Here is a 17,517-nt window from a genome sequence, read left to right as displayed (position 1 = left end):
AGAAAGGAAGTGAAACTTCAAATGGTCGTAATTGATTATCAAAATCGAAAACCGATTTATGAACAGATTGTAGAACGATTTCAGATGCTGATTGTAAAAGGAATTTTAGAGCCGGACTCGCAGATGCCATCGGTACGTGCGCTTGCGACAGAACTTTCGATTAATCCAAATACGATACAGAAAGCTTATGCCGTACTGGAACAGGAGGGGTATATCTATCCGATAAAAGGAAGGGGAAATTTTGTTTCGGGAAATCAGGCATTAGTCAAACAAAAAAAAGAAGATTTTCTTTTAAAACTGCATGGGATATTAAAAGAAGGAAAGGAAATCGGAGTGACCGGTGCACAATGTCTGGAATGTGTGAATTCCGTATTCAAGGAGGGAGAACATGATTAATACAACACAGCTTTCAAAACAGTTTGGAGATTTAAAAGCCGTAGATAAAATTAGTCTCCAAATTGTGGATAACAGTATTTTCGGACTTGCGGGAACAAACGGAGCTGGAAAAAGTACCTTCCTTCGTATGCTTGCAGGGGTGTTAAAGCAGGATGAAGGAGAGATTGAAATCGATGGAGAAGCAGTCTGGGAAAATGAAAAGATAAAAGGTGAAATTTTCTTTTTGCCGGATAATGCTTATTTTCCGCCAAATGTGACACCACAGCAGATGGCAGGTTACTATAGTATTTATTACAGTAAATTTAATAAAAAACGGTTTCAGGAGTTATGCGATAAATTAGAGTTAGATACCAAACGAAAAATCAATACATTTTCAAAAGGAATGAAGCGTCAGGTGTCGATGCTGCTTGGAATCTGTGCAGGAACAAAATACTTGTTTTGTGATGAAACATTTGATGGGTTAGACCCTGTGATGCGTCAGGCAGCAAAAAGTATTCTTGCATACGAGGTGACGGAACGTCCTTTTACACCAATTATTGCATCTCATAATTTAAGGGAATTAGAAGATATCTGCGACCATGTAGGATTATTACATAAAGGCGGAGTTTTGCTTTCAAGAGAACTGGAGGATATGAAAATGCATATCCATAAAGTGCAGTGCGTGATTCAAAATCCGCTTTTGGAAGAAGAGTTGCTTCGGGAACTTGATGTTGTACAGTCTGAAAAGCGTTTATCTTTATTGACCTTAATTGTAAGAGGTGAAAAAGACAAGATAATGGAAACGGTAGAAAGTAAATTTCCGCTGTTTGCAGAGATGATACCGCTTACACTGGAAGAAATCTTTATCAGCGAAACGGAGGTGGCAGGATATGACATCAAAAAACTGTTTTTCTAAAATGCTAGTACGAGATTTAAAAGAGAGAGGCGTCTGGCTGATTAGTTCCATTATTTTATTTCTCCTGATTTATCCGGTTCAGATTTTAATGAGTCTGGATGCAATTGCTTCTTATATGAAAGGGGAAGAAGAATTTCAAAGCAGAATTACAGAACAGTTTTCAAGTCTGATTAGTTTTGGAAATGGGATCATGTATGTTGCAATCGTAATCATGGCGTTTTTACTGGCAATGTCAGGATTCTGGTACGTATATTCGGGAGTAAAAACAGATTTTTATCACAGTCTTCCGATAAAAAGAGAAAAATTGTTTTTAGAACGCTATGTTACTGGAATTTTGATTTTTATAGTTCCGTATTTCATTAGTCTGATACTTGGATATGGTGCCGGAATCATGAAAGGAGCAGAGACTTCTGGAATTTTAAGTTTATGTGCAAAAGGGTTTGTCACAAATGTTGTGTTGTTTTTGCTTTTTTATAATCTTGCAGTTTTAGGCGTTCTGCTTACCGGAAATTTATTTACCGGAGTTTTGGCGTATGGGGCATTTTTAAGTTACGGAGTTTTGTTAGAGAGTACAATTGGTCTAACAAAAGTAGCTTTTTTTACAACTTATATAGATAACTCAAGATTGAGTCAGGTTTTTGAAGGGAAACTTGGAAAGTTAAGTCCACTTTATGTGTTTGATATGATTCTGTCAAATAATAAGATTTCGATGAAGGATGTCAGTGTAGTCTTTGGAATCTCAGTGCTGTTTTTGGTAATCTGCATGTTTGTTTATAAAATTCGTCCGACAGAAGCTTATCATAAATCAATTGCTTTTAAGAAGTTACAGCCAATTATAAAGGTTGCAGTTGTCATTCCGGTTTCAGCATGTGTAGGCATTTTATCAAGTGAAATTGTCGGACGAAATTTTATCTGGTATGTGGGAGGTTTGCTTGTTACTGCTGTGCTCTTATCCTTTGCAATGGAATTTTTATATTATTTAGATATCAGAGAATGTATTCGTCCAAAAATTTCTACCGGATTAATTCTGGGAATGCTGGTGATAATGGCGGTGACATTAAAGTTGGATTTAATAGGATTTGATACCTATTTACCAAAAGAATCAAGAGTAAAAAACATGTCCATTTATATTGATGGATTAAACAGCTGTTATGATTATCCGGAAGGCGCCGGAGAGATGTACGGAACAGTTCCTTTTTTACAGAATACCAAGATAGAAGAGTTTGATGCCATTTATCAGCTTGCGAAAAAAGCAGTTGCAATTCAAAAAGCAGATAAGGTAACTGCAGATTCTGAAATAACAGATTCCGAAGAACTTTATTTTTCTGTTTGCTATGAAATGAAAAATGGAAAAGAGGTTTACCGCGGATACTGCATTCCGAAGGATGAAGAAAATCTGAAATTAATTGCAGATATTTATGATAATTGGGAGTTTAAACGACAGGTTCTTCCGGTAGAATATGTAAAAGAAGAAAAGATTTCTTCTCTTGAAATTGCGGATCTCCAGTCATCTCATGTTTCCGAACTCTCTAAAGAGACAATAAAAAGTCTGTTTAAAACCTGTAAAAATGAATGGGAGTCTGCAACCTATGAGCAGTTGAGTAACGATAAAGTACTTGGACTTTTACGGTTTTATCTGGAGTATGACAGAGAAGACGGTGATTATTATAATGGATCCAGATATGTAAGTGTTCCGGTTTACTCAGGTTTTCAGCAGACGAGAAAACTTTTAGAGCAAAATGGCTGTAAAATGATGACATTTGAAGATTATGATAAGGTAAGAGGAATTGAGATAAGTCAATATGATGATAAAACAGGAGACCGTGGAGCTATCTTGAATGTCACCGATGAAAATCAGATTCGGGAAATACTTGAGGCTCTTTATATAACAGATAACAGTGAAATATTTGATATAAGTACGATAAACTATCAGATTGAAGTTAAGATTGACTGGAAATCGGAGGTCTTTAACAATACGGATGGTTTTTGCAGCTGTTATTTCCGCACCGATGAAGTACCGGAATTTGTAACAAAAGCATTAGAAGAATAAATAATAACACCTGTGCCAATTAATGAGCTTTGGCATGGGTGTTTTTCGTTCATTGACAATCGGATAAAAAGCAGAGTAAAATAAGGGCATCATAAAAAGAAATGATAACAATGTACGTTCGGGGACTTTATGATACGTGCTTTTGTGGCTGATTTTTTGCCGGCTGCACCAAAGTTAAGTACAGAAAGCTTCCGGGAGTACATGATCAGGAACAAGGAGGAACACATGAGACGAAAGTTATCCTTTGATGATGAAAAGGATTTGGTTTTGCTTGGCAAAGCACTTTCTTCTGAAATCAGAATAAAAATCTTAAAACTGCTTGACACCAAACCTTACTGTGTCAATGAAATCGCAGAGCTTTTAAAGATTCCGGCATCTTCAGCAGCCTTAAATGTAAAAGTATTAGAGGAGGCACAGCTGATACGGACGGAGTTAAAACCCGGGGTCAGAGGTTCTATGAAGTTGTGCTTAAGACAAAATGATGAACTGCTTTTACTTCTAAGAAAAGGAGAAAAGAAAAAGAAAGAGGAAGTCATTTCCATGCCGGTTGGAAATTATGTGGATTATAAAGTTGCACCGACCTGTGGAATTGTCAATACAGAGGACTATATTGACGGGGAGGATGAACCAAGATGCTTTTATAATCCACTGCGTACAACGGCAAAGCTGGTCTGGTTTGCAAAGGGGTATCTGGAATACCGTTTTCCAAATGCCGGAATCCAGAATGGGCAAGTCAGACGACTGGAATTATCTGCGGAGCTTTGCTCAGAAGCACCGGATTATAATATGGAATGGCCATCCGATATTACTCTTTGGATTAATCAGAGAGAAGCAGGAACGTGGACGTGTCCAAGTGATTTTGGAGGACGCAGAGGAAAATTAAATCCAGACTGGTGGGAAGACAAGAATACCCAGTATGGAAAGTTGAAAGTCTGGACATTGGAGGAGGACGGAACATATCTCGACGGAAAAAAAGTAAATGATGTTTCAGTAACAGACTATTGTCTGGCAGATGGTCCGTTTATCTCTGTGCGAATTGGAGTAAAAGAGGATGCAAAGCATCAGGGCGGTGTGAATTTGTTTGGAAATTCATTTGGAGATTATCCACAGGACATTGTGATGCGGATTCTATATGAGTAAATAAAACTTGAAAAAATCAAGTTTTGTGGTATAATAAAAACAATAATATTGTTTTAAAACAGAAATTATATTTTTGAAAATTTGGGAAGGGGAACGACATGTTAAACGAAAGTATCAAAAAACTGGTTACTTATGGGATGGAAACCGGACTCGTACCGGAATGTGAAAGAAACTACACAATTAATCTGTTGCTGGATTTATTTCATCAGGATGATTATGAAGAGCCGCAGGAAGAATATACAAATGTAGATTTGGAATCAACCTTAAAAGAATTGCTTGATGAAGCGGTTACAAGAGGTATTATTGAGGACAGCATCGGTTACCGCGATTTATTTGATACCAAGATTATGAATTGTCTGATGCCACGTCCGGCACAGGTACAGCAGAAATTCAAAGAAGAGTATGCCAAATCACCGGAATGTGCGACTGCTTATTTTTATAAATTAAGTCAGGACAGTGATTACATTCGTCGTTACCGTATTAAAAAAGATAGAAAATGGACGGCAGAAAGTCCTTATGGCACAATTGATATTACCATTAACCTTTCGAAACCGGAAAAAGACCCGAAAGCAATTGCGGCAGCTAAAAATGCAAAACAGAGCAGTTATCCAAAATGTCAGCTTTGTATGGAAAACGAAGGTTATGCAGGTCGTTTAAATCATCCGGCGAGAGAAAATCACAGAATTATTCCGATTACAATCAATGACAGCAAGTGGGGATTCCAGTATTCTCCTTATGTTTACTATAATGAACACTGTATCGTATTTAATGGACAGCATGTGCCGATGAAGATTGAGAGGGCTGCATTTGTAAAATTATTTGATTTTGTAAAACAGTTCCCACATTATTTCCTTGGTTCTAATGCAGATTTACCAATCGTAGGTGGTTCAATTTTAAGCCATGACCATTTTCAGGGTGGTCATTACACCTTTGCAATGGCAAAAGCGCCAATCGAAGAGCACGTTACCATTCCGGGATATGAAGATGTGGAAGCCGGAATCGTAAAATGGCCGCTTTCTGTTTTGAGAATTCGTCACAAGGATGAGAAACGCCTGATTGATTTGGCGACCCATGTATTAGAAGTGTGGAGAGGATATACAGATGAGTCAGCTTTTATCTTTGCAGAAACAGAGGGAGAACCGCATAATACGATTACTCCGATTGCAAGAAAAAAAGGCGATGTATATGAGCTTGATTTAACTTTAAGAAATAATATCACGACCAAAGAGCATCCGCTTGGTGTCTATCATCCACATGCTCAGTATCATCACATTAAAAAAGAAAATATCGGTCTGATTGAGGTTATGGGACTTGCAGTACTTCCGGCAAGATTGAAAGACGAATTAGAGCTGCTTGCTGAGTATCTGGTTGAGAAAAAAGACCCGGCTGAAAATGAAAGCCTGAAAAAACATGCAGACTGGGTAAAGGAATTTTTACCGAAATACGAAGAGATTACCAAAGAAAATGTAATGGGAATCCTGGAAGAAGAAGTCGGACAGGTATTTGTAAAAGTCTTAGAGGACGCAGGTGTTTATAAATGTACGAAAGAGGGAAGAGACGCCTTTAAACGTTTTATTTCCGTATTATAAAAGCAGAATAGAATGAGTAGAACAAAAAGGGAATTGTCATGTTAAAAATGGCAGTTCTCTTTTTTATCTCAATCTTCGATTTGAATATCCGTTCTTACCTTGTTTGTTTTCTTTTAAGTGTGCTATAATGGGTGAAAAGAAAAGAAAAGAAAAGGAAAGGTCGATAAAATACAAAATGAAAAAAAGAGTAGAAGATTCACAGACCGAGCAGACGTATCTGATGCGTCCCATTTATTTAAATGAATATGGAAATCTTTTTGGTGGTCAGCTGATGGAATGGATCGATGAGATCGCCAGTATTGTAGCAATGCGCCACAGTGAGGCAGACATTACGACCGCCTGCATTGATAATTTGAATTTTAAAGAGGGTGCAACCGTAAATGATGTCATTGTGCTTCGCGGAAAGATTACTTATGTAGGAAGAACTTCCATGGAAGTGCGGGTTGATACTTATGTGGAAAGTCGTCATGGAATCCGCAAGGTTATCAACCGTGCTTACGTGGTTATGGTCGCGGTGGATGAGCATCACCATCCGATTCCGGTTCCGGGTCTGGTTGTAGAATCAGAATCGGAAAAAGCAGAGTGGGAAGGCGGCGAAAAACGCTACGCACTCAGAAAAGAAAGAAGAAGAGAGGGCTATTAGATGAGCGAAAAAATCCTGCTGATAGACGGGCACAGTATTTTAAATCGGGCGTTTTACGGACTTCCGGAGCTTACAAATGCAGAAGGACTTCATACAAATGCTATTTATGGCTTTTTAAATATTTTATTTCGGATTGTAGAAGAAGAAAAACCGGATTATTTAACGGTGGCATTTGATTTGCATGCACCGACCTTTCGCCATAAGATGTATGCAGATTATAAGGGAACCAGAAAGGGCATGCCTCAGGAGCTAAGAGAGCAGGTTCCGGTTATGAAAGATGTCTTAATGGCGATGGGGATTACGATTGTCGCAAAGGAAGGCTACGAGGCAGATGACCTGCTTGGAACATTGGCAAAAAAGAGCGAAGCAAAGGGAATGGATGTAACGGTGCTTTCCGGAGACCGTGATTTGCTTCAGCTTGCAAGTAAGCATATCTGTATCCGAATTCCAAAGACCAGATTTGGAAAAACTACGATTGAGGATTATTTTGAAGAAAATGTCAAAGAAAAATATCAGCTGACACCGGCACAGATTATTGAATTAAAGGCGCTGATGGGTGATTCTTCCGATAATATTCCGGGGCTTCCGGGCGTGGGAGAAAAGACTGCGACAAAGATTTTGCTGGAATATGGCACGGTGGAAAATGCATGGAAACATGTCGAAGAATTAAAGCCGAATAAAGCGAAAAATGCGTTCTTAGAACATTATGATATGGCAATTTTAAGTAAAAAACTTGCGACTATCAATATTGACAGTCCGATTGAATATGACTGGGAAAGTGCGAGAATCGGAGAATTTTACACAAAAGAAGCTTATGAATATTTTAAAGAACTGGAATTTAAAAATTTCTTATCCCGTTTTGAAGAAGGGGCAGAACCGGCAAAAATTGCAGTTTCTTTTCAAAACGTAACCGATTTTACAGAGGCAGATGCGCTGTTTGAAAAACTGGTGAAAGAACCGGAACTTGGAATTGAAGTTTTAAGAGAAGCACATCAGTTTTTGGGTCTTGGACTTGCATGGAATAATAAAGAAAAAGAAGAAGTGGAAACAGTCTGCATTTTTCCACAGGGATTTTTAACAGAAAGTTATCTGATGGACCAGGTGCAGAAGCTTTGTGAAAAAGTAGAAATGATAGATGCTCTTGATGTAAAAGAGACAATTTCAGAAATTTCAAAAGTTTCGCATAAGAAGGTGTTTGATGCCGGAATTGCTGCGTATCTGTTAAATCCACTGAAATCTTCTTACACTTATGATGATATTGCAAAAGAGTACTTAGGAGAAATGCTTCCGGCAAAAGAAGACTTGATTGGAAAACTTTCCTATACAAAGGCAATGAGTGAAAAAGAAGCAAAAGAGAAAGAAGTCGCAAAAAGTATCTGTTATATGGCATATACAGCATTAAGAAGCCGGAAGGCGCTGATGGAAGCACTTGAAAACAATAATATGAAAGCGCTTTTTGAGGACGTAGAACTGCCGCTGTTATTTACACTTTCTAATATGGAAAAAGAGGGAATCCGCGTCAATGCAGAAGCCTTAAAAGAATATGGAAGTCAGCTTGAGGTAAAAATCAAAGCATTAGAAAGCCAGATTTATGAAGAAGCAGGAGAAGAGTTTAACATCAACTCGCCAAAACAGCTTGGTGTAATTTTATTTGAAAAATTACAGCTTCCGGGTGGGAAAAAGACGAAGACCGGATACTCAACCGCAGCAGATGTTCTGGAGAAACTTGCACCGGAACATAAACTGGTAGCAGATATCCTGGAATATCGTCAGCTTGCAAAATTAAAATCCACTTATGCGGACGGACTTGCCGGATTTATCGGGGAAGACGGCAGAATTCATTCTACGTTTAATCAGACGATTACGGCAACCGGAAGAATCAGCAGTACAGAGCCGAATCTTCAGAATATTCCGATCCGTATGGAACTGGGACGCCTGATTCGTAAAGTCTTTATTCCAGAAGATGGATTTGTATTTGTGGATGCGGATTATTCCCAGATTGAACTTCGTGTGCTTGCGCATTTATCAGGGGATGAAAATCTGATTGAAGCCTATAAAGAAGCGCAGGATATTCACCGAATGACGGCTTCTCAGGTCTTTCATGTTCCGTTTGAAGAGGTGACGGATTTACAGAGAAGAAATGCAAAAGCGGTGAACTTTGGAATTGTATATGGAATCAGTTCGTTTGGATTGTCACAGGATTTAAGTATTACAAGAAAAGAAGCAGCGGAATATATTGAAAATTATTTTGCTACTTATCCAAAGATTAAAGGCTTCTTAGATGGACTCGTAACAGAGGCAAAAGAACAGGGATATGTGGAAACAATGTTTCAAAGACGTCGTCCGGTGCCGGAAATTCGTTCCGGAAACTTTATGCAGAGATCTTTTGGGGAACGTGTAGCGATGAATTCTCCGATTCAGGGAACGGCAGCGGATATCATCAAGATTGCAATGATTCGTGTGGAACAGGCATTAAAAGAGCAGAATCTGGAGTCACGTCTGATTTTACAGGTACACGATGAACTGTTGATCGAAGCCAAAGAAGACGAGGTCGAGGCAGTAAAGGCAATTTTAGAGCGGGAAATGAAAGGTGCGGCAAACCTGGCGGTTCCGCTTGAAATTGATATGCATACCGGAACAAACTGGTATGAGGCAAAATAAAAACCTGGAAAAAATACAAGATGAATCATAACGTACGAAAGGGGAAAGTGGTATGAGAGTAATAGGGGTAACCGGTGGAGTTGGTTCCGGAAAAAGTGCGGTTTTAAATTATATTGAAGCACATTTTGATGCAAGAATTATAAAGGCAGATGATGTCGGGCATCTGTTGATGATGCCGGGGCAAGTCTGCTATGAACCGGTCATTCAACTGTTTGGTGAGTGGATTGTCAAAGAGGATGGTTCATTAGATCGTGAAACGATTTCAAAGATTGTATTTGAGAAAAAAGAAATTCTTGAAAAGTTAAATGCAATCATTCATCCGGCGGTAAAAAAATATATTTTAAGAGAGATTGAACGTTCCAAAAAAGAAAAAACCGAATTTTTCTTTATCGAAGCAGCTCTTTTAATTGAAGAAAAATATGATGAAATCTGTGATGAATTGTGGTATATTTATTGCGAAAAAGAAGTCCGCATGGAACGTCTGCGCCATAATCGTGGGTATTCCGATAAAAAGATTGAGCAGATGTTAAAGAACCAGCTCTCAGATGAGGAGTTTGAGTCTAAATGCGACTTCCAGCTTTATAATAGTGAAGATGTGGCACATACCTATCTTCAGATTGAAAGGAAAATGAGGACTTATTATGAATCTATGTAGCATTGCCAGTGGAAGCAGTGGAAACTGCATCTATGTAGGCAGTGATAAAACCAGTGTTCTTGTAGACGCAGGAATCAGCGGAAAACGAATTGAGCAGGGATTAAACAGTATTGAGCGTACCACAAAAGACTGCGATGCAATTTTAATCACTCATGAACATTCTGACCATGTCAAAGGACTTGGAGTGCTTGCAAGAAAATACCACATTCCAATTTATTGCACCAAAGGTACAATGGAAGAATTAAAACAAATGTCAATGCTTGGAAAGATGCCGGAGGGACTCTATCGTCCGATTCTGGCAGAAGAAGCATTTTCAATTGGAGATTTATCCATTCTGCCATTTGAAATTTCACATGATGCGGCAGAACCGGTAGGCTATCGGGTTTCTCATGGAGAAAAATCGGTAGGGATTGCAACGGATATGGGAGTCTATGACGAAAAAATCGTTGAAAACCTTCAGGGACTCGATGCTCTGCTTTTAGAGGCAAACCATGATGTGAGGATGCTTCAGGTCGGCGCTTATCCGTATTCTTTAAAGCAGAGAATTTTAGGGGAAAAAGGACATTTATCCAATGAATCGGCGGGAAGGCTGCTCTGCCGTCTGCTTCATGATAAAATGAAACAGATTATGCTTGGACATTTAAGCCGGGAAAATAATTATGAGATGCTTGCTTATGAGACGGTGTGTGCAGAAGTGACGATGGGAGAAAATCCATGGAAATCTTCGGATTTCAAAATATCTGTTGCGCACAGAGACCGTGCATCTGAACTGATAACCGTATAGAAAAATTTTAGATAGAAAACAGGTTGTAAAATGCAGCAAAATGCAGTAAGATAAAACATAAAAAATACGCTTGGAATTTTTGAGAGTGAAAAAGGAGAACATTTAAAATGAAAAAAACGATTATCACCGTAGTAGGACAGGACACAGTGGGAATTATTGCAAAGGTATGTACCTATCTTGCAGAAAATAAAATTAACATTCTTGATATTTCACAGACAATCATCGATGGCTATTTTAATATGATGATGATTACAGATACTTCAAAGTCTGAGAAGAAACTGGATAAGATTTCTACAGATCTGACAGAATTAGGCGAACAAATCGGTGTTGCAATCCATGCACAGCATGAAGACATTTTTAACAAAATGCATCGTATCTAGTACAGCGTAAATTAAGTAGCTGCTATATTGATGCTGAATATTTGCGGGACTGGTAGTTCTGAGTTTAGTTCTAATTTCTGAAAGGATAAAAATACACATGATTAACATATTTGAAGTAAATGAAACGAATAAAATGATTGAGCAGGAAAACCTGGATGTGCGTACCATTACAATGGGAATCAGCCTCTTAGACTGTATCGATTCTGATTTACAGCAGGTAAACCGCAAGGTTTATGAAAAAATTACAACACTGGCAAAAAATCTGGTAGAAACCGGAGAAGAGATTTCAAAGGAATATGGAATTCCTGTTGTAAATAAACGAATTTCCGTGACCCCGATTGCACTGATTGGCGGTGCGGCATGTAAAGCACCGGAAGATTTTGTGACTCTGGCTCAGACATTGGATAAAGCCGCAAAAAAAGTTGGGGTAAACTTTATCGGTGGTTATTCCGCAACCGTTTCAAAAGGAATGACGAAAGCAGATGAAATGCTGATTCGTTCCATTCCGGAAGCACTGGCTACAACAGAGAGAGTCTGCAGTTCTGTTAATCTTGGCTCTACAAAAACAGGTATCAATATGGATGCTGTAAAATTAATGGGTGAAATTGTGCTTGCCACTGCAAATGCAACAAAAGAACAGGATTCTCTTGGCTGCGCAAAGCTGGTTGTATTTTGTAATGCACCGGATGATAATCCATTTATGGCAGGTGCGTTCCATGGAGTAACAGAAGCCGATGCAATTATCAATGTCGGAGTTTCCGGCCCGGGAGTTGTAAAAACTGCTCTTGAAAAAGTACGTGGAAAAGATTTTGAAGTATTATGCGAAACCATTAAGAAAACAGCATTTAAAGTAACACGTGTTGGACAGCTGGTTGCAAAAGAAGCTTCCAAACGTCTTGGTATTCCGTTTGGTATCGTAGACTTATCGCTTGCTCCGACACCGGCTATTGGTGATAGTGTAGCAGGAATCTTAGAAGAAATCGGTCTGGAATATGCAGGTGCACCTGGAACAACGGCAGCACTTGCACTCTTAAATGATCAGGTCAAAAAAGGCGGAGTTATGGCATCTTCTTACGTTGGTGGCTTAAGTGGTGCATTTATTCCAGTCAGTGAAGACCAGGGAATGATTGATGCGGTAAAAGCAAATGCACTGACCATTGAAAAATTAGAGGCAATGACCTGTGTCTGCTCTGTAGGTCTTGACATGATTGCAATTCCAGGAGATACAAAGGCAACTACCATTTCCGGTATCATTGCAGATGAATGTGCAATCGGTATGGTAAACCAGAAAACAACAGCCGTTCGTGTGATTCCGGTCATCGGAAAAGGCGTAGGCGAAACAGTAGAATTTGGTGGTCTGTTGGGATATGCACCGATTATGCCGGTGAATCCATATTCTTGTGATGCATTTGTAAATCGTGGCGGAAGAATTCCAGCTCCAATTCACAGCTTTAAAAACTAAAAAAGCCAAAATTGCAGATGGCAGACAAAGCAGGAAGAAAAAAATGTACCATAGATTTTGGCTTGACAAAAGAGTTAGATTATGCTAACTTTGGAGTAGAAACAGAAACAAAGACAGCTGAAAAAGAAAGAAGATGTTGATATGAATATAGGTACATTTGTTGTTTTAGTTATTGTAGCATGCATTGTTGGTCTGGCAGCACGAAAGGTCTGGAAAGATAAAAAATCCGGAAAGAGCTGCAGTAGTTGCGGAGGCAGTTGTGGTGGATGCAGCGGATGCCATCCGGCACCATCAAAGAAAAAATAAAAAACAATAAAGATAGAAATACGATGAATCATTATAAATAATGGTTCATCGTATTTTTTTGTTTCATCAAAATTGGGGATATGGTAGAATAAAGCATAAACTTAAGTGAGGCAGAAGAAAACCCTAAGGTAAAAAAGAAAGGAAGCGAAGCATGACGGATTATGTAAGTTTACAAGATGTAACAAAAACCTACCGCATGGGTGAGATTACAATAAAGGCAGCAGATGGAATCAGTTTTGATGTACAAAAAGGCGAGTTTGTCATTGTAGTCGGACCAAGTGGTGCGGGAAAGACAACCGTTTTAAATATTCTTGGAGGCATGGATGTTGCAACTTCCGGAAAAGTATTTGTAGACGGAGCGGAGATTACAAAATATCGGGGGAAAAAACTGATTCAGTATCGAAGAGAAGAGATTGGATTTGTCTTTCAGTTTTATAATTTAATGCAGAATCTGACAGCACTTGAAAATGTGGAACTTGCAATGCAGATTTGTAAATATCCGCTTGATGCCAAAAAAGTATTAGAAGAAGTAGGCTTAAAAGAACGAATGAACAATTTTCCCGCACAGCTTTCCGGAGGAGAGCAACAAAGGGTGGCGATTGCACGTGCACTTGCGAAAAATCCAAAATTACTGCTGTGTGATGAGCCGACAGGCGCTCTTGATTATGTAACAGGAAAAGCAATTTTGAAATTATTGCAGGATACCTGTCGGGAAAAAGAAATGACGGTAATTGTCATTACCCATAACTCGGCTCTTGCACCGATGGCAGACCGTGTGATTAAGATTCGGAATGGAAAAGTGGCAGAAACCGTATTAAATGAGAAACCGATGCCGGTAGAAGAGATTGAATGGTAGGAAGAAAGGAAAAAGATGAAAGCATTTTGGAAGGATTTCTTTCGGGAAATCAGTAAAAATAAAGGTCGTTTTCTATCCGTATTTTTCATCGTTTTGTTAGGTTCAGCATTTTTTTCCGGAATCCGCTCGGCAGAAGGTGATATGAAAGTATCAGCAGATCGATATTATGACGATGTCGATTATATGGATTTGAAAATACTTGGAACAATGGGTCTGACGGATGAGGATTTAAAGGATATCCAAAATACAGAGAGAGTAAAAAATGTAACCGGAGGACATACCTTAGAAGTCTTACATAAAGTAGGAGAAAAAGAACAGGTTGTCAAATTAATTGCGCTGACGGACAAAGTAAATGAGCCACAAATCAAAGAAGGAAGGATGCCGGAAAATTCAGACGAAATTTTAGTGGACGAGAGTTTTTTGAGTTATTCAGACTGTAAAATCGGAGATAAAGTGACATTTGAATCCGGAACAGACGAGGCAGTTACGGATTCTCTGACAGGAGATACCTTTACAATTGTCGGAACTGCGACACTGCCGTATTATATGGATTTAAACAGGGGAACAGGTTCAATTGGAACAGGAAGTATTAACAGTTTTGCACTCTTAGAGCCGGAAGTATTTACTTCAGATGTTTACACAGAACTTTATGTACAGATAGATGGAGCGAAAGAGTCAGCCAGCTATAGTGACGAATATGATAAAACAGTTAAGAAAGTACAAAAGAAAATAGAAGCGTTAGAAGACTCAGCCTGTGACAGACGATATCAGACCATCCAGAAAGAAGGACAACAGGAAATTGCGGATGCCAAAGAGCAGATTCAGGACGCAGAAGAGAAACTTGCGGATGCAAAACAAAAACTGGATGATGGAGAAGTTCAGCTTTCCGATGCAAGAACCACGATTTCCAAAAAAGAGCAGGAACTAAACGATGGAGAGAGCGAGTTAAAATCAAAAGAAGCAGAACTGGAATCCGGCAAGCAGACCTTAGTTCAAAAAACAAAAGAATTAGAAAGTGCAAAGACACAGATAACGGAAAAGACCAAAGAGTTAGAAAGTGGAAAACAGGCTTTAGAATCCGGGAAAAAAGAACTTGAAGCAAATAAAATACAGCTTGCACAAAAAGAGCAGGAATTAAATGCCGGAAAGACACAGCTTGAAGAAGCAAAAATACAGCTTCAGACAAAGATAAAGGAGTTTGAAACAGGAAAGAGCCAGTATGAGGAGAAAAAATCTGCTTATGAAGCGCAAAAAAGTCAGATAGAAACAGCAAAAACACAGCTGGAAACTGTGAGTGCAGGAATTACTCAGATAGAAAATGCGCTTACTGAAATGAAGAATCAGCTGGAAATTTTGGAAGAGCAGTTAGCCAAAAGCGAGAGTTCAGATGAAACTTATGAGACACTTTTGGCACAGAAGACCGAACTGGAATCCCAGATAACAGCCCAAAGCGAAGCACTTTCAACACTTATTGCTCAAAAAGAAGCGTTAGAAGCAGGAATTTCGGCATTTGAATCAGCAAAACCAGAGGCAGAAGCCCGGTTAGAAGAGGCAAGAATACAAATCGAAGAAGCAGGCACGCAGATTGAACAGGCAAAGGCAACGCTGTCCCAAAAAGAAGAGGAATTAAATGCAGGGCAGGCTCAGATAGATTCTGCGAAAAAGCAGTTACAGGAAGCAGAAGAAAAGATAAAACAGAATGAAACCACAATTTCGGATGGAGAGGCACAGCTTGTACAGGCACAGAATCAGATAAAAGAGGGAGAAAGCCAGATTTTGGAAGCACAAAAAACGCTTGCTGATGGAGAAAAACAGCTTACCGATGCCAAGCAGACGCTTGCCAAAGGACGGACTTCCCTTGAAGAAGCAAAGAGTGAATTAGAAGCAAAGGCACAGGAATTAGAGGACGGAAAAGCAGAGTATGAAACTGCAAAAAAAGATGCTGAACCGGAAATCGCCGATGCAAAACAAAAAATTTTAGATGGAGAAGAAGAACTGGCGAAATTGGAAGTTCCAACCTGGTATGTCTGGGGACGAGATAAGATTACTTCAACAGAAAGTTTTGGACAGGATGCTGAGAGAATTTCAAATATCGGAGAATTTTTCCCGGTTATCTTCTTTTTAGTTGCGGCACTGGTCAGCTTGACAACCATGACCCGTATGATTGAAGAACAGCGCCAGCAGATAGGAACATTAAAGGCACTTGGTTATTCAGATGGAAAAATTGCATTAAAATACTTTGCTTATGCAATGGTTTCTACCGTCTCGGGTGCACTTGCAGGCGTGGTAGTCGGAGAAAAAATCCTGCCCTGGGTCATTATGAATGCGTATGGAATGTTGTATACGGGACTTCCTTATTACCTGACACCATTAAACTGGCATCAGGGAGGACTTGCTGTTTTGGCAAGTGCAGGCTGTACCGGAGTTGCGACCCTTGCCGCATGCCAGAAAGAGCTGATGTCAAAGCCAGCTGAACTGATGCGTCCGCAAGCTCCAAAAAATGGAAAACGTATCTTTTTAGAACGGATTGATATCTTATGGAAACACTTGAACTTTACACAGAAATCTACAGTACGAAACTTAGTGCGCTATAAAAAACGATTTTTTATGACTGTAATTGGAATCGGAGGCTGTATGGGGCTGATATTGGTTGGATTCGGGCTTCAGGATTCCATTACTGCCATTGCCAAGAATCAGTTTGTTAATTTATTTACTTATGAAGCAAATGTAATTTTAGATTCCAACGTTTCGGAGGCTGAAAAAGAAGATCAGCAGAAAGATTTAAAAGCTTATCAGGGAATCGATGAGATGCTGGAACTCTATTGTCAGAATGTAGAGCTGCAAAGTGAGAAAAAGACGGTAGATACTGTGCTTGAGGTACCAAAAACGTTAGATGGATTTGAAGATTTTTTTGAATTTCGTGACCGTGTAAGCGGTAAACATTATGCCTTTCCAAAAGAAGGAGCAGCTATAAGCGAAAAAACAGCAGATATGCTTGGGGTAAAAGTGGGAGATACGGTAGAATTAAAAAAAGGAGATACGATAGTCAAAGTCAAGATTTCTGTTATTGTGGAAAACTATGTCCGACATTATCTGTATTTGACAACAGAGACTTATGAAAGTCTGTTTCATGAGACTCCGGATTATAATCAGCTGTTGTTAAGATATCAGGATACTTCAAAAGATTATGAGGATGCACTCGGAGAAAAAATTATGAAATACGACAGTGTGGCAGCAATTTCTTTTACCTCGGATTTAATCGGCCAGATTGATGACATGCTGCGCTCTCTTGATATTGTAATTGTGGTGCTGATTGTGTCAGCAGGGCTGCTTGCCTTTGTGGTATTGTATAATTTAAATAATATTAATATCACAGAACGGCAGAGAGAGCTGGCAACATTGAAAGTATTGGGATTTTATGATGGAGAGGTGGCATCCTATGTGTATCGGGAAAACATTGTGCTGACTTTGTTTGGAATCATTGCCGGAATGGGAATCGGAAACTTTTTGCACCATTATGTGATTCAGACAGTGGAAGTGGATATGATGATGTTTGGACGAAATGTATTTTTCAGAAGTTATTTTTACAGCGGACTCATTACCCTGGCATTTGCGTTGTTTGTAAATGGAATGATGTTTTACCGACTGAGAAAAATTGACATGATTGAATCCCTTAAGAGTGTGGAGTAGAAAGGAAATC

Annotated in this window: 14 protein-coding genes; all 14 read left to right on the top strand. The window is 39.1% G+C overall.

Annotated elements, in window-relative coordinates; genetic code table 11:
- The first annotated feature begins 21 nt into the window (after window positions 1-21).
- The 14 genes from ACYQ2D_RS03835 (at window position 22) to ACYQ2D_RS03770 (ending at window position 17,507) form a co-directional block, all read left to right on the top strand.
- A complete protein-coding gene (locus ACYQ2D_RS03835; RefSeq protein WP_118700910.1) occupies window positions 22-396 on the top strand; it encodes a GntR family transcriptional regulator in 375 nt (124 codons plus the stop codon).
- A complete protein-coding gene (locus ACYQ2D_RS03830; protein WP_117456711.1) occupies window positions 389-1,291 on the top strand; it encodes an ABC transporter ATP-binding protein in 903 nt (300 codons plus the stop codon). Before ACYQ2D_RS03835 ends, ACYQ2D_RS03830 begins: the two co-directional genes overlap by 8 nt.
- The gene (locus ACYQ2D_RS03825) at window positions 1,266-3,341 is read left to right on the top strand and encodes a DUF6449 domain-containing protein (RefSeq protein ID WP_459784700.1); all 2,076 of its coding nucleotides are present in this window, start codon (window positions 1,266-1,268) and stop codon (window positions 3,339-3,341) included. The genes ACYQ2D_RS03830 and ACYQ2D_RS03825 overlap by 26 nt, the downstream gene beginning before the upstream one ends.
- 225 nt (window positions 3,342-3,566) lie before the next feature.
- Window positions 3,567-4,481, top strand: a complete 915-nt coding sequence (locus ACYQ2D_RS03820) for an ArsR/SmtB family transcription factor (protein ID WP_459784698.1) — start codon at window positions 3,567-3,569, stop codon at window positions 4,479-4,481.
- Between the two features lie 98 nt (window positions 4,482-4,579).
- A complete protein-coding gene (gene galT, locus ACYQ2D_RS03815; RefSeq protein ID WP_117456713.1) occupies window positions 4,580-6,070 on the top strand; it encodes a UDP-glucose--hexose-1-phosphate uridylyltransferase in 1,491 nt (496 codons plus the stop codon).
- 175 nt (window positions 6,071-6,245) lie between these two features.
- Window positions 6,246-6,713, top strand: a complete 468-nt coding sequence (locus tag ACYQ2D_RS03810; protein WP_118700949.1) for an acyl-CoA thioesterase — start codon at window positions 6,246-6,248, stop codon at window positions 6,711-6,713.
- Window positions 6,714-9,374 carry a DNA polymerase I gene (gene polA / locus ACYQ2D_RS03805; protein ID WP_459784696.1) on the top strand — a complete coding sequence of 887 codons (2,661 nt, stop codon included), beginning with the start codon at window positions 6,714-6,716 and terminating at the stop codon, window positions 9,372-9,374.
- Between the two features lie 52 nt (window positions 9,375-9,426).
- Window positions 9,427-10,029 carry a dephospho-CoA kinase gene (coaE, locus tag ACYQ2D_RS03800; RefSeq protein WP_117456715.1) on the top strand — a complete coding sequence of 201 codons (603 nt, stop codon included), beginning with the start codon at window positions 9,427-9,429 and terminating at the stop codon, window positions 10,027-10,029.
- A complete protein-coding gene (locus ACYQ2D_RS03795; RefSeq protein WP_118700907.1) occupies window positions 10,016-10,813 on the top strand; it encodes an MBL fold metallo-hydrolase in 798 nt (265 codons plus the stop codon). Before coaE ends, ACYQ2D_RS03795 begins: the two co-directional genes overlap by 14 nt.
- Window positions 10,814-10,920: 107 nt before the next feature.
- Complete coding sequence (locus tag ACYQ2D_RS03790) at window positions 10,921-11,193, top strand: ACT domain-containing protein (protein ID WP_022304151.1); 273 nt, start codon at window positions 10,921-10,923, stop codon at window positions 11,191-11,193.
- Window positions 11,194-11,290: 97 nt separating this feature from the next.
- Window positions 11,291-12,655, top strand: a complete 1,365-nt coding sequence (locus ACYQ2D_RS03785) for a PFL family protein (RefSeq protein WP_022304152.1) — start codon at window positions 11,291-11,293, stop codon at window positions 12,653-12,655.
- A gap of 141 nt (window positions 12,656-12,796) precedes the next feature.
- Window positions 12,797-12,961, top strand: coding sequence for a FeoB-associated Cys-rich membrane protein (locus tag ACYQ2D_RS03780; RefSeq protein ID WP_117456718.1), 165 nt, complete (start codon window positions 12,797-12,799; stop codon window positions 12,959-12,961).
- 151 nt (window positions 12,962-13,112) lie between these two features.
- Window positions 13,113-13,817 (top strand): ABC transporter ATP-binding protein, encoded by a 705-nt coding sequence (locus tag ACYQ2D_RS03775; RefSeq protein WP_117456719.1) that lies wholly within the window; start codon window positions 13,113-13,115, stop codon window positions 13,815-13,817.
- Window positions 13,818-13,832: 15 nt separating this feature from the next.
- Window positions 13,833-17,507 (top strand): FtsX-like permease family protein, encoded by a 3,675-nt coding sequence (locus tag ACYQ2D_RS03770; RefSeq protein ID WP_459784695.1) that lies wholly within the window; start codon window positions 13,833-13,835, stop codon window positions 17,505-17,507.
- Window positions 17,508-17,517: the final 10 nt, after the last annotated feature.

This window comes from Blautia stercoris (genome assembly GCF_054657695.1).
This window is presented reverse-complemented; position numbering and strand designations above follow the sequence as displayed.

Coding starts and splice junctions, on each gene's coding strand:
- ACYQ2D_RS03835 (WP_118700910.1), top strand. CDS start 22: ATGGTCGTAATTGATTATCAAAATCGAAAACCGATTTATGAACAGATT.
- ACYQ2D_RS03830 (WP_117456711.1), top strand. CDS start 389: ATGATTAATACAACACAGCTTTCAAAACAGTTTGGAGATTTAAAAGCC.
- ACYQ2D_RS03825 (WP_459784700.1), top strand. CDS start 1,266: ATGACATCAAAAAACTGTTTTTCTAAAATGCTAGTACGAGATTTAAAA.
- ACYQ2D_RS03820 (WP_459784698.1), top strand. CDS start 3,567: ATGAGACGAAAGTTATCCTTTGATGATGAAAAGGATTTGGTTTTGCTT.
- galT (WP_117456713.1), top strand. CDS start 4,580: ATGTTAAACGAAAGTATCAAAAAACTGGTTACTTATGGGATGGAAACC.
- ACYQ2D_RS03810 (WP_118700949.1), top strand. CDS start 6,246: ATGAAAAAAAGAGTAGAAGATTCACAGACCGAGCAGACGTATCTGATG.
- polA (WP_459784696.1), top strand. CDS start 6,714: ATGAGCGAAAAAATCCTGCTGATAGACGGGCACAGTATTTTAAATCGG.
- coaE (WP_117456715.1), top strand. CDS start 9,427: ATGAGAGTAATAGGGGTAACCGGTGGAGTTGGTTCCGGAAAAAGTGCG.
- ACYQ2D_RS03795 (WP_118700907.1), top strand. CDS start 10,016: ATGAATCTATGTAGCATTGCCAGTGGAAGCAGTGGAAACTGCATCTAT.
- ACYQ2D_RS03790 (WP_022304151.1), top strand. CDS start 10,921: ATGAAAAAAACGATTATCACCGTAGTAGGACAGGACACAGTGGGAATT.
- ACYQ2D_RS03785 (WP_022304152.1), top strand. CDS start 11,291: ATGATTAACATATTTGAAGTAAATGAAACGAATAAAATGATTGAGCAG.
- ACYQ2D_RS03780 (WP_117456718.1), top strand. CDS start 12,797: ATGAATATAGGTACATTTGTTGTTTTAGTTATTGTAGCATGCATTGTT.
- ACYQ2D_RS03775 (WP_117456719.1), top strand. CDS start 13,113: ATGACGGATTATGTAAGTTTACAAGATGTAACAAAAACCTACCGCATG.
- ACYQ2D_RS03770 (WP_459784695.1), top strand. CDS start 13,833: ATGAAAGCATTTTGGAAGGATTTCTTTCGGGAAATCAGTAAAAATAAA.